The sequence below is a fragment of the Nocardia sp. NBC_01388 genome, assembly GCF_045040085.1.
GTDB lineage: Bacteria > Actinomycetota > Actinomycetes > Mycobacteriales > Mycobacteriaceae > Nocardia.
Window position 1 is genome coordinate 2,884,433 of the sequence record NZ_CP109553.1, and the last position, 13,023, is coordinate 2,897,455.

Sequence of the window (13,023 nt, forward strand, 5' to 3'; positions counted from 1 at the left end):
GGGTGCGCTCGATTCCGATTATGTGACAGGGGGTTTCGCTGGTGCGGTGGTTAGCATCGTCGATTGTGCGTGCAGACTCTTCCGGATTCGTCCGAGTTCAGCTGGTCGCTCTCATTTCGGGGGTGCTCGGTATTTTGCTGGCGGTGCTGACACCGCTACTTCCGGTCAGGCAGGATCGAGCGAGCCTGGATTGGCCGCAGGGGCAGTCGGTTCAGGTCACTGCGGCGCTGGTGGATTATGTGCCGCTGACCGTCGATTTGAGTGTGCCCTGTACGGCGTTGCGGGATTTGCCCAGCGGCACTGTGCTGGCGACGGTTCCGGGGCAGGGGCCCGAGGCGAGCGCAAAGGGGCTGCTGGCTCGGATCGAGGACAAGGCAGGTTCGGGTCGGACCTTGTCGGTGCTGCTGCGCGATATCCCGCTGTTGACCGCCTCACTGAGCGATATCACCGGCGTGGATGCCGCATCCGGCGGCGCGACGCCACCGCCGGCGGGGACCGCTCCGGCGCCGGGCGGCGGGGCTCCGGCGAATGGAATCGGCTCCGGCGCATCATCCGGCGCGACCCCGCCCTCAGGCGCCCCACTGCCACCCGCGGGCGCTCCCTATCCCCCGCCGGGCGGAACTCCGCCTCCAGGCGCTACCCCACCCCCCGGAATGACTCCTCCGCCGGGCATGGCTCCGCCTCCTGGAGCGACCCCACCTGCGGGAGTCACGCCTCCGGCAGGGGCAACCCCACCCGCTGGCGCAGCTCCACCTGCAGGCGCAACCCCACCCGCTAGCGCAGCTCCACCCGCGGGGGCGAACCCGCCCGCTGGAGTGAACCCACCAGCAGGCGCTCCGCAATCCGCAGGCGCCACGCCGCCGGCCATCGGTACCCCGCCCGGCGGCAACGGAGGCTCCGGCGCGAATACCGCGCTGGGGAATGGCTCTGCGCCCGTTGCCAATCAGGAGAATGCGCCGGCTCCGCTCTGCTCGGCGCTCGAGGTGCATTCGACCGCCACTGCCACCACTGCGGAGCTGACCGGCCTGAATCATAAGGACGGCACACCTTTCCGCACTACGGTCGACAAGGATGTGCGGCCGCAGGTTGTCGGGATCTACACCGATCTCGATCGCACCCGGCTCGGGGATGCGAAGCTGCATGCCGATATCGATTCCCGATTCTCCTCCAGCCCAAGCCTGCTGAAGCGTGCGGCAATCGCCGGAGCGGTGCTGTTCACCCTCGTCGCGCTGGTCTGCCTCTACCTCGTCGACACTTCCGACGGACGCCGTAAGCGCCGGTTCCTTCCCGCGCGCTGGTGGCGGTTCACCGTCGCCGACGCGGTCGTGATGGGCGCCCTGCTGCTGTGGCATGTGATCGGCGCCAATACTTCCGATGACGGCTACATCCTCACCATGGCCCGGGTGTCCAAGCATGCGGGCTATACGGCCAACTACTACCGCTGGTTCGGGGTCGCGGAGGCTCCGTTCGGCTGGCCGTACGAGGTGCTCGCGCAGATGACGCGGATCAGCGACGCGAGCCTCTGGATGCGCTTGCCCTCGATGCTGGCGGGGCTGCTGTGCTGGTTGGTGATCAGCCGGGAAGTGCTGCCACGCTTGGGTTCCCGAGTACGCGCGAACACCGGGGCGCGGTGGACGGCCGGGCTGGTTTTCCTGGCCGTCTGGCTCCCGTACAACAACGGCCTGCGTCCCGAACCGCTCATCGCACTGGGCGCACTGCTCACCTGGTGCTCGATTGAGCGCGCGATCGCCACCAGGCGACTGCTCCCCGCCGCCGTCGCCGTACTTGTCGCGGCATTCTCACTGGCGGCCGGACCGAGCGGACTGATCTGCGTGGCCGCCCTGCTCGCCGGATCACGGCCGATACTTCAGACATTCATCGCCCGCGCCCGCACCGATTCCGGCCGGTCGACACGAATGCTCCTGCGCTACAGCGCTTTGCTCGGACCGGTCCTGGCGGCCGGCACACTCGTCCTGGTGGTGGTCTTCGCGGATCAGACCCTGGCATCCGTATTGGAAGCCACCCGTGTGCGCCAGCTCGTCGGCCCCGATTTCTCCTGGATCGATGAGCCCACCCGGTGGGAGTCACTGCTGTCACTGACCCCCGACGGCTCGCTGTCCCGGCGCTTCGGCATTCTCGGCATGCTGCTGTGCTCGGCGGTATGCGTCCTGGTAGCCCGCGGCAAGGGCGGCCGGATCCCGAGCACCGCACGCGGACCGGTCGCGCGGGTGCTCGGCATCGTGTTCATGTCCCTGCTTCTGATGATGTTCACCCCCACCAAGTGGACCCACCACTTCGGTGTGTACGCGGGACTGGCTGCCGCGCTGGCGGCGATAACAACAGTCGCGGTGAGCAGCACCGTGATTCGTGCCCGCTACACACGCTCGCTGTTCGCGGCAGCCGTGCTGTTCCTGCTCGCTGTCACCTTCACCGGCTCGAACGGCTGGTGGTACGTCTCCGGCTACGGTGTGTCCTGGCCGGATCGCGCACCACTGCTGGGCGGTATGGGAATCGCCACGCTGTTCCTCTGTCTGGCGGTGCTGTGTGTCGCGGTGGCCGGTTGGCAGTACTACCGTGAGCCGTACGCGCCTGCCGCCACAAGGAACAGCAGCACAACGCGTTTCAGTCGATTCACGATCCGTCCACTGACGGTCGCCGCTGCCGCGTTGGTGCTGTTCGAGGTGGCCTCGATGGCGCACGCCGCCTACGACCAGTACCCGGGCTATTCGGTCGCGCTGTCGAACCTCCACACCCTCGCGGGTCACTCCTGTGCCATGGCCGATGACGTTCTGGTGGAGACGAATACCGCGGACTCACTACTGCATCCCTACACCGGCACCACCGCCGACAGCCTCGCCGCGGACAATGCCGGATTCACCGCCAACGGACTGGGCGAACTCATCCCGGACGCGGGTCCGGGAGGCCCGCCCAGCGGCAGCGGCGGACCCGGCGGCAAGAAGCCCGGTCCCCCGCCCGGCGGTCCAGGTGGCCCCGGCGGCAATACCCACAGGGTGACCGGAATCAATGGCAGTACCACCGAATTGCCATTCGGCCTGGATCCGGCCCGCACACCGGTACTGGGAAGCTACACCACCGGCGACAAGCAACCGGCCCACCTGACCACCCAGTGGTACCAGCTGGATCTCGCCGCCGCACACAAGGACTCGGCCTACCAGGTGCTGATTCTGACCGTCGCCGGTCAGATCGCCTCGGTCGACGACAGCGGCCGAGCGGTCGACGGTCAGCAGTTGCAGGTCGAGTTCGCGCACCGCGCCGACGACGGCACCGTCAAGCCCCTGGGCGATCTTGTTCCCCCGAGTATCGGCGGCGCCCCGATGTGGCGGAATCTGCCGATCGCACTCGATCGAATTCCCGAGCAGACCAATGCGATTCGCCTGGTGGCCAGGGCCGACGATCCCACCGGAAAGCAGTGGCTGGCCGTCACCCCGCCACGGCTCCCCCGCCTGGCCACCCTCAATTCCGTGGTCGGCCGCACCGATCCGGTACTGGCGGATTTCCATGTGGGCCTGGCCTTCCCGTGCCAGCACCCCTTCGATCACAAGGACGGTATCGCGGAGGTGCCCGGCTGGCGCATTCTGCCCGACAAGCTCAATTCGCAGGTCTCCGAGACCTGGCAGGACGATACCGGCGGCGGGCCGCTCGGCTGGATCGACCTACTGCTGCAGCCGCGCACCGTCCCGGCCTATCTCGATCACGACTGGACCCGCGACTGGGGTGAACTGCAGCGCTATCAGTTCGTCTCGAATGCCCGGGCGCCCCAGGCCGATATCACGGTGCGGGTCGAAAACCGCTGGGGCTGGACCAATGACGCACCCATCAAGACCAACTAGCGCCCTGACATGCTAGTTCGCTGACACTGAACAGATCCGCCGCTGCACGACTATCGGACAGCGGCGGATCTCTGTGCAGAACAGACTATTTCGCGGGCGGAGCGCCACCGGCCGGCGGCTGACCGCCACCCGGAGGACCGTCGGCCGGGGGCGCCGGCTGCGCACCGGCCGGCAGCGGCTTACCGATGTGCTGCGCGATATCGGGCAGTAGCCGGTTGGCCACCTGTTCCCAGTTACCCCAGTTGTGCACGCCGATGCTCGGGAAGTCGTAGGTCACATTGTCGTAGCCCAGCTCCTGTAGCCGCGACTGGAATGCCTTGGTATTGGCCAGCGCGATGCCCTCCAGCGGCATGCCCTGGATGACCGCATCCGCCGAGGACAGATCCTGCTGCGCCGGAATCGCACTACCCGAGGCGATGTACAGCCGCGTGTTGTTGGCGATCAGCAGCGGCGCGAACGACACCGCGTCCAGCCGATCCCAGGCCGGGCTGTCCGCCGGCGCCATGGCGTCGATGTTGTAGCCACCGGCCGCGATCATGGCCAGCCCCAAGGCCTGACGCATACCGGGCGCCGACGAGTGCAGATAGCCGGAAAGTGAACCGGCATAGACGAACTGGTCAGCGTGGTAGGCGGCCAGCACCAACGCGGCACTGCCACCGCTGGACAGCCCGAACACGCCATTGCGGCTATCGCTGAAGCCCAGCCGATCCCGCAGCGCATTACGCAGATCGTGGGTGAGGAACGTTTCCCACTGGTAGGTATTCGTCTTGCCCTGCGTCTCGTCCCAGCCGCCCACGGCCGATCCGGAGTCCCGCCCCGGCAGCGCCGACGCATCGGGATTGACGCCGAAGAAATTGCTCGGCTGATTCCAGTCGGCGTAGAAGCTGGATTCGCCGCCGACCGGCAGCACCACATTGATATTGAACTTGGCCAGGGCCGCCGGAATGCCGGTGTGCAGCTCCCAGCCGTTCAGATCGTTCTGCGCCCGCTCACCGTCGAGCAGGTAAACCACGCGGTCGGTATTGCCATCGGCCGCACGGAAAATCCGGGATTTGATCGTCCCCATACTGGAGTCGACCATGAAGTCGAATCCGGACGGGTCATACTCCGCCGACGCCGGACCTGCCACTGCCACCGACGCCCCGAACGGCAGCAATACAGCCACAACGGCACCCGCCACGGTGCGCTCGAGCCATCCACCCCGGGATCTGTGGCGGCGCCCCTGCGCCCCTCGCACAGCCATGCCTCGCATATATTGTTTCGGCCTTTCTGTCATACGGCCGTACCGGCCGCGTCCCCACGATGTTCCACCGCCGCCCCGGGCTACCGGAGCCAGGCGGTTTCGCCGTGCAGCATAACGCGCGCAACACGGGCCGGTCCCATCGAATTGAGATGCGACGCAGCCGGTTCGACTCGCCACAACACCGGCACGCCTCAGGCCGCCCACAGGTCAGCGCTGTGATCGTTCACCAACGCGCCGACGTGCGAGACCACCACGTCGGCGGGTTGCGCGGCGAGCCGGCGCCCGTCCCGCAGCCGCATCGCGACCTCCCCGTTCGCCGCTTCGATCGGCCCGATGATCACCTGATACGGCACCAGCCGCCCAGCACGCACCCGCGCACCGAGACTGCCGGAATCCAGGACCTGCGCACGCAACCCGGCGGCGGTGCAGCGGTCCAGAAACTGTGCGGCAGCCGAACTCTCGCTCTCGGAGACGGGCAGCACCGCCACCTGCACCGGGGCCAGCCAGGCCGGAAACGCACCGCCGTGCTGCTCTATCACGTGCGCCACGGCCCGCTCGACACTGCCGATAATGCTGCGGTGCACCATAACCGGCCGGTGCTTCGCCCCGTCCGCGCCGACATAGTGCAGGTCGAACTGCTGCGGCTGGTAGAAGTCCACCTGCACGGTGGACAGGGTCGATTCCCGCCCGGCGCTGTCGCACACCTGCACATCGATCTTGGGGCCGTAGAACGCCGCCTCCCCCGCCACCGCCTCGTACTCCAGCCCGGCCCCGTCGAGCGCCGCGACGAGCAGCTTGCTCGCCTGCTCCCACATATCCTGTCCGGCAACATATTTCCCCTCCGGACCAGGCAGCGACAGCCGGTACCGAGCCGCGCTGATGCCCAGCGCGCGATACGCCGAGCCGATCAGCTCCAGCGCCCCCACCGCCTCCTCGGCAACCTGCTCCAGGGTGCAGAAGATGTGCGCGTCATTGAGCTGAATAGCGCACACCCGGGTCAAACCGCCCAGCGCACCGGACATTTCGGAGCGATACATGCCGCCCAGCTCCGCAATCCGCAGCGGCAGTTCGCGATAGCTGTGCGAGCGCGATCGATAGATCAGCGCATGATGCGGGCACAGGCTCGGCCGCAGCACCAACTGCTCCCCGCCGACCGCCATGGGCGGATACATATCGTCGCTGTAATGCTGCCAGTGCCCGGACATCTCGTACAGCGCCCGCTTGCCGAGCACCGGCGAATACACGTGCCGATACCCGGCCCGCCGTTCCGCATCGCGGATGTACTCCTCCAGGGCGTGCCGCACGATGGCCCCATCGGGCAGCCAGTACGGCAGGCCCGCTCCGATCAGTGGATCGGTGTCGAACAGGCCCAGCTCGCGGCCGAGTTTGCGGTGGTCGTGCATGGTCTCCTCCTGAAACTGCAGGCGAGTGACCACACGAGAAAGCCCCGGGCACTCGCCCGGGGCTCGATGTCAGAACATGAATCAGCGCGCCGGGATGTGGTCCGGCGTCGTAGTCGACTGTGCGCGCTGCATATTCAGCACCGTACCTCGCCTGCCCGGCGCCGAACAACCGCAATACATTTCGGCGCCCGGCACGACAGCACTACGGCACGTAGAACGTGGCCAACCCCGGCGTGGTGGTGCCGCCACTCGCGGTATTGAGAATAAGCGCGACCTGGCCGACGCCCGTCTGCAACGTCGCCGCCGCCGGAATACCGTTCAACCCGTCGGAGAGCACCGCACCTCCCGTCGCACCGTTGGAAAGGTTGATCCAACTCACCGATGAGGAGATCGGACATCCCCAGCCACCGGGCATCGAACCGGTAATGACAACAACTCCGGGCTGTGTACCGACCACGGCGGCGCAGCGGCCGGGGAAGGCATCGAAACTGCCGTTCGGATTCCCGAAAGGCGCCGGATTGATCTGGAAAGGAATTGCGACCGGATCGGCGGCAGCGGCACCGGCGGCAGCCAATCCGAATGCGGCGAACCCTGTCGCACAGATAGCGAACGTACGAGCAAAACCCATGAATGCATCTCCCTGCATTGTCGTATGACGCCGTGTTCGGAAGCCGGACGACTCGCCTATCGGAATCGGCAACAAGTCCGCTACCAAACCTTGCCACGGCTCCCGCGTACCGGCGATATGCTCACCACAATGGTGGAGCGAGTGTCCCCCGGACCGCGGCTGGCAGAACTCGTCGCGTCCCTGTCGCTGGCGACCGATCTCGGACTGGGCCAGCCGGAAGAGCATGTGCTGCGCCAAACCGTGATAGCCACCCGGCTGGCCGCGGCCGCAGGGCTCTCCGAGCAGGATCAGGCCGCCGCCTTCTACGTCTCGCTGCTCGCCTGGGTGGGCTGCGTCGCCGATTCCCATGAAATGGCCGCATGGTTCGGCGACGATCTCCAGGTCAGGGCGGACAGCTATCTGGTCGACAAGGCGGGGCCGCCCATGCTGAGCTTCCTACTCCGCCACCTCGGCCCCGACCTGTCCGCGATGCGGCGAATCACCATGGCGGGCCGTTTCCTGGCCGGAGGCTTCCGGGATGCGGCGAATTCCTTCATCACCCACTGCCAGACCACGGCCGATATTGCCGATCGGCTGCGATTGCCCGACTCGGTACGGATCGCGCTGCCGCAGGCCTTCGAACGATGGGACGGCAGAGGGGTACCGAATGGGCTGTCCGGCCTACAGATCGCGTCGGTCATGCGAGTGGTCCAGATCGCGGACGATGCCGAGGTCTTCTGCCGTATCGGCGGGCCGGACGCCGCTATCGGGATGCTCCGAGATCGTAGCGGCTCCGAATTCGACCCGGCACTGGTAGAGCTCTGCGCACAGCACGACGACATCCTCGACGGTATGGATACGGTCGACACCTGGCGCGTTGTCATCGAGGGCTGCGCGCCACTGGACCGGTCGATACCGGACGCCGAACTGACTGCGATCCTGGAAACCTTCGGCGACTACGCCGACCTGAAAGCACCGTGTTTCCAGGGACATTCACGCGCTACCGCCGCTCTCGCCGGAACGGCCGCCCGCCTCCGCGGAATGTCGCCGGCCGAGGTGACCGACATCGTACGAGCAGCTCTGGTGTGCAGGCTCGGCGTTATCGGCGTTTCCACCGGTATCTGGAACAAGACGGGCGGGTTGTCTGCCACGGAGTGGGAACGCGTGCGGATGGTCCCCTATCTGACCGAGCGGGTACTTTCCCGGAGCCTTCCACTACGACAGCTCGGTACGATCGCCGGTATGTGCCACGAGCGCATGAACGGATCCGGCTATCCGCGCGGATTGTCCGGCGCCGCAATACCATTCGCCGCGCGGGTGCTGGCTGCCGCCCAGACCTATCAGGCCGTGCGCGAAGACCGCCCGCATCGCGGCGCACTGACCCCGGATGCGGGTACCGCGCTGCTCAACGAGGAGGTCGCCGCCGGTCGGCTCGACGCGGACGCGGTGCGCGCGGTGCTCATCGCCGCCGATCAGCCGGTGCCACGCCGCACCGTGCAGGTCGCCGGACTCACCGCGCGCGAAGTGGAGGTCCTGTGCCTGATGGTCCGGGCACGCTCCAACAAAGTGATCGCGCAACAACTTTCGATCACCCCGCGCACCGTCGGCAGTCATATCGAACACATCTATACCAAAATCGGCGTCACGACCCGGGGCGCCGCCGCCATGTTCGCCATGCGCCATGGATTGATCACCACCGGGACGGACCCCGCCGAAAGATCGGGTGATCACCCGATGTAACCGTGGCCCGACGCTCGTAGAAAGAGCGTATGACTACAACAGACCCCACCACCGAAACCGGCTGGCCCGTCTCCGGACTGTTCCTCGAAGCACTCGCCAACCGCGACTTCAGCGCACTATCGGCCTGTCTCGCCCCGGATGTCCACTTCCGCGGTCTGATACCGCCCGGTCCCTTCGACGCCGAGGGCGCCGATGCGACCGAAGCCCGCTTCCGCCAATGGTTCGGCGGCGGCGACAGCTTCGAAGTCCTGGATGCCTCCGCCGGCCGACTCGGAGCAAAGCTCTACCTGCGCTGGCGAATTCGCATGTGCGATGCCGACGGCGCGGCACGGGTGGCCGAGCAGCATGTATTCGCGACCGCCAGCGACCGCATCGATTCCCTCGACCTACTGTGCTCGGGCTGGAATCCCGAGTCGATGCCGTGACAGCGGGCTGTCTCGAATTCGAACTGTTCGCGGCCGGCGACGGCACTGTCGTCGGTCGCACCGGCCTGCTACCGGAGCGAGTGTCGTTCGATCTGGGTCTGCACGGCGGTGCCGTTGATGTCCAGGTAGAGCAGGCGCTCGGTGATGGACAGGGTGACATTGTTGCGGCGCTGGATGGCGGGAACCGCGGACTCGATGAAGCCGGGGTCGAAGCTGTAGAGGGGTATCTCCGTCCCCTGGTGGATTCGTTTCGCAGGAAGCTGCGAGAGCACCTTGGCCGGATCGTGGTGGGTGTAGATGGCCACCCGCCCGGCCAGTTTGCTGCCGCGGTGCACGCGGTCCACATCCGGCGCCCCGACCTCGATCCAGGCGGTGACTCTCGTGGTGAGGTCCCGCACGACTACCGCCGGTTCCTTGGTCGCGGAAATGCCGCCTTCGCTGAAGGCAATTCCCTCCTCGTATTCGAGGCAGTAGGCCAGTACCCGAGTCAGCATGTATTCGGCGGTCTCGGACGGGTGGCGCGCGACCCGCAAATCCAAATCTACGTAGACGCCGCGATCGACGTCGGCCAGTTGGACGGCGAAGGTGTGCAATGTTGCGCTCAGGGCCATGGAGCAGCAGCTTAGTTAACCCCGCCGCGCGCGCCGACACGCGCACTCAAAGGAGTTGCGGGCTAGCTGTTCCCGCAGGTGGCAACCTTTCGGCTGTGACCGAATCGCTGACGATGGCTGCGATCGAGAATCTTTCGCAGACGGTGAACTCCTATGCGGCCGCAGCCGCGGGAGTACCGCTACCGCACGTGACATGGATGTGGGATTGCTGCGGCCGGTTCGCCTCACACGCGACCGGAGCCGCCGAATTCTGCGGCACAATTCATCCCGATATACCGGAAATCGAGGCGAACGCCCAACTGATGAAGTGGGCCATGGCTTTGCAGATGGTGGATGCCACCACGGACCGGGAGGCCGCCGGCGGGCGGCGCGCATTCACCGGCACCGTCGGAGACTCCCGCATCCGGCTGACCGCCGTAGTCGAATCCGCGTGCCCCGCAACCGAAACCCAGCCCCTGATGATCATCTCCTGACCCACCGGCACCGGCCACGACAGCCGTAACGGCTGAAACAGAGCCCCGTGGTTGGCATGTAGCCCATGCCATCCGCGGGGCTCGATCATTTCTTCCGACAATCGCTATTTCTGCATGGAATGCACCGAACCGTCGGCGCGGGCGTGCTGATGCTCGATCAAAATGACTGCAGCGCCTGCCAATAGGCACAGCGCGCTGATCAGCGACCAGGTGATCGTCCAGCCGTCGAAGCCGTCGGTGGCCGCGGTCAGGCTCGATCCGAGAATGATGATGCCGCACAGCAGAAGTACGAGACCGGAACAGTGAACAGAATCCAGAAGGGACTCTCCGGGTCGAGTGCTGGTCTCCGGAAAGTTGGCTTGGTGACTCATCGAGGGGATCTCCTTCGGATAGCCGTGCTCCCCAACCCCTCGGGGGTGCCCGGCCCGCGACCGGGCCAAACCGGCCTCCGCGCGCCGCGACCGCGCGAGTCGTCACCGCTCCCCGCCGGGCTAACCGCGAGCTATCCAGGCGATCAGATCGGATTCAACCTCGTCCCTATTGATCTCATTGAGAATCTCGTGCCGGGCTCCGGCGTACACGCGGTAGGTGAGGTCGGTCAGGCCGGCCCGGCGATAGCGCTCGACCAGCAGATCGCTCAGGCGCAGACCGTCATTGAGCGGATCACGGTCCCCGACCATGATGTAGAGCGGCAGATCACTCGGCACGGTGGCAGGGGCCGACAGACGCTCGGACGCCACCGCCGCCAGCAGCGCCATATTCGCCGCATCGATGTCGAACCCACACCACGGATGCGCGATATAGGCATCCACCTGGGATTCGTCGCGGCTGAGCCAGTCCGCGGTGGTACGGGTGGGCTGGAACGCCGCATTGAACAGCCCGAGCAGATCACCCTCGGCCGCCGCGATATTCACGAAGAGCTCGTCCACCGCTGTGGTGCCGCACAATACGACATCATCGACCAGCGCGGAATGGTCGAGAATGTACTGCTGGACAGCGAACGAACCGAGGCTGTGGCCGAAGAGCACCAGCGGCACCCCGGGGTGTTTGCCGCGCAGCAGACCGGTGAGGGTGACCAGGTCTTCGACCAGCAGGTTCCAGCCGTTCGCACCCAGCTCCCCCGGGGCGCCGGCCATGCTGTGCCCGTGGCCGCGATGATCGCCTGCGTAGACCGCATAACCCAGGGCCGCAAGGCGTTCGGCGAGATGGCCGTAGCGTGCGGCGTACTCCCCCATCCCGTGCGCGATCTGGACGATGCCGACCGGCTCGATGTCCGGGAGCCATGCCCGCACGTGGATATCGACGCCGTCGCTACTGGTGAAGGTGAACACTGCCCGCTCCTGTGAGTCCCTGTGCGGACGATCGTCGCACCGCAACGGGCCCCGGCCCATGGATGCACGGACAACAGCACCGGTGGCCGATTGTTCTCGGCGACAATCACACCCGCAGTAACCTGGTCCGATGCAGCGAAGCAAGCCATCGGAGGCAGTCATCGAGCTGGCCGCCGCACTGCTCGACCGCATCGACGCTCTCGGGCTGGCGCTGGCCCATCGTTTCCAGCAGGAACTGGAGTCCTATCGCAATGAGGGGCAGGTCCCGTTCGCGTCGATCCGCACCTCGTGCACCCGGAACCTGACCCTGATGATCGAGCACTTCACCTCTACGGCGCCGGTCGATCCGGAGCCGCCGAAGGAGACCGGTCGGCTGCGCGCCCAGCAGGGCGTGCCGCTGGCCGAAACCCTGCACGCCTTCCGGCTCGGCTTCGAATTCCTCTGGTCCGAAATGGTTTCCGAGGCCCGCCGCCATCCCGGGGTGAGTGATGCGGTGCTGGTTTCGCTGGCCGCCGAGGTGTGGGCGCTCGCGGGCGAGTACTCGGTGGCGGTGGCCACGTCGTACCGGGAGAAGTCCTCGGAGCTCCTGCTGCAGCGCGAGCACGAGCGATCGGTTCTGGTCGAGGCGCTGTTCACCGGTGTGATCGCCGATCCGACCACGCTGGGCGAGGCGACCCGCGTTCTCGGACTGCCGGTCAGCGCCCGCTTCCTGGTTGCCGCCGCGGATGTCCCCGCGCCCGGCCGAGAAGCCCTGCCCGGCATCGAATCCGCCCTGCGCGCGCACCGGATCACCTCCGCGTGGCGGCTGCTGCCCGATCAGCAGATCGGAGTGCTGGCCGTGCCCGCCGACAGCGAGGCGGCGGTCCTGAAAACCTTGCGCAAATATCGGACCCGCGTCGGTATCAGCCCGCCGTACGAATCGCTGCCCGAGACCCCGCAGGCGCTGCACTTCGCACGCCTGGCCCTGACAGGCCTGCGCGGACGTACCGGCGTCGCCCGTTTCGACGACAATCCCCTGGCCATGCTGATCGCCGCCGCACCGGTCGAGGCCGAGCGCATGGCGCGCGTGCAACTCGGTCCGCTGTTGCGGCTCCCGTTCGAAGAGCGGCGGCGGCTCCTGGAAACCCTCGAGAACTGGTATGCCGCAGGCGGATCCGCCGCCGCTACCGCGACCCGGATGTATCTGCACGCCAATACCGTTCGCTACCGCCTGCGCCGCGTGGAAGAACTGACCCAGCGCTCCCTGAGCGACCCGGCGACCGTCACCGAATTCGGCACGGCGCTGCAAGCACTCGCGCTATTGGAAATCACAAACATCCCTTGAATTCCTTGACCCCGC

At 66.6% G+C, this 13,023-nt stretch carries 11 protein-coding genes and 1 pseudogene; 6 read left to right on the forward strand and 6 right to left on the reverse strand.

Annotation, left to right across the window (positions count from 1 at the left end):
* Window positions 1–143: 143 nt before the first annotated feature.
* Together OG716_RS14135 and OG716_RS14140 are read left to right on the forward strand one after the other, a co-directional pair.
* Window positions 144–440: pseudogene (locus OG716_RS14135) on the forward strand (hypothetical protein); the annotation flags it as partial.
* Window positions 441–815: 375 nt separating this feature from the next.
* Window positions 816–3,851: an arabinosyltransferase domain-containing protein gene (locus tag OG716_RS14140; protein ID WP_405139685.1), complete on the forward strand. Its 3,036-nt coding sequence runs from the start codon at window positions 816–818 to the stop codon at window positions 3,849–3,851.
* An 85-nt stretch (window positions 3,852–3,936) separates the two neighbouring features.
* Here the strand turns inward: OG716_RS14140 and OG716_RS14145 are convergent, their stop codons facing one another.
* From OG716_RS14145 to OG716_RS14155, 3 genes are all read right to left on the reverse strand, one after another.
* Window positions 3,937–5,094: an alpha/beta hydrolase gene (locus OG716_RS14145; protein ID WP_405138085.1), complete on the reverse strand. Its 1,158-nt coding sequence runs from the start codon at window positions 5,092–5,094 to the stop codon at window positions 3,937–3,939.
* A gap of 191 nt (window positions 5,095–5,285) precedes the next feature.
* On the reverse strand, window positions 5,286–6,530 hold the full coding sequence (gene thrS / locus OG716_RS14150) for a threonine--tRNA ligase (protein ID WP_405138086.1): 1,245 nt from the start codon (window positions 6,528–6,530) through the stop codon (window positions 5,286–5,288).
* A gap of 169 nt (window positions 6,531–6,699) precedes the next feature.
* Entirely contained in the window at window positions 6,700–7,125 is a 426-nt protein-coding gene (locus OG716_RS14155) for a hypothetical protein (protein ID WP_405138087.1), read from the reverse strand.
* 129 nt (window positions 7,126–7,254) lie between these two features.
* On the opposite strand from OG716_RS14155, the gene OG716_RS14160 reads away from it, so the two are divergent.
* Entirely contained in the window at window positions 7,255–8,844 is a 1,590-nt protein-coding gene (locus OG716_RS14160; protein ID WP_405138088.1) for an HD domain-containing phosphohydrolase, read from the forward strand.
* Window positions 8,845–8,873: 29 nt separating this feature from the next.
* Window positions 8,874–9,269 (forward strand): nuclear transport factor 2 family protein, encoded by a 396-nt coding sequence (locus tag OG716_RS14165; RefSeq protein WP_405138089.1) that lies wholly within the window; start codon window positions 8,874–8,876, stop codon window positions 9,267–9,269.
* A 68-nt stretch (window positions 9,270–9,337) separates the two neighbouring features.
* Here the strand turns inward: OG716_RS14165 and OG716_RS14170 are convergent, their stop codons facing one another.
* The gene (locus OG716_RS14170) at window positions 9,338–9,880 is read right to left on the reverse strand and encodes a YaeQ family protein (protein ID WP_405138090.1); all 543 of its coding nucleotides are present in this window, start codon (window positions 9,878–9,880) and stop codon (window positions 9,338–9,340) included.
* 95 nt (window positions 9,881–9,975) lie between these two features.
* On the opposite strand from OG716_RS14170, the gene OG716_RS14175 reads away from it, so the two are divergent.
* Window positions 9,976–10,353: a hypothetical protein gene (locus OG716_RS14175; protein ID WP_405138091.1), complete on the forward strand. Its 378-nt coding sequence runs from the start codon at window positions 9,976–9,978 to the stop codon at window positions 10,351–10,353.
* A 104-nt stretch (window positions 10,354–10,457) separates the two neighbouring features.
* Here the strand turns inward: OG716_RS14175 and OG716_RS14180 are convergent, their stop codons facing one another.
* Complete coding sequence (locus OG716_RS14180; protein ID WP_405138092.1) at window positions 10,458–10,724, reverse strand: hypothetical protein; 267 nt, start codon at window positions 10,722–10,724, stop codon at window positions 10,458–10,460.
* Between the two features lie 120 nt (window positions 10,725–10,844).
* Complete coding sequence (locus OG716_RS14185) at window positions 10,845–11,684, reverse strand: alpha/beta fold hydrolase (RefSeq protein WP_405138093.1); 840 nt, start codon at window positions 11,682–11,684, stop codon at window positions 10,845–10,847.
* Between the two features lie 130 nt (window positions 11,685–11,814).
* On the opposite strand from OG716_RS14185, the gene OG716_RS14190 reads away from it, so the two are divergent.
* The gene (locus OG716_RS14190) at window positions 11,815–13,008 is read left to right on the forward strand and encodes a PucR family transcriptional regulator (protein WP_405138094.1); all 1,194 of its coding nucleotides are present in this window, start codon (window positions 11,815–11,817) and stop codon (window positions 13,006–13,008) included.
* Window positions 13,009–13,023 lie beyond the last annotated feature (15 nt).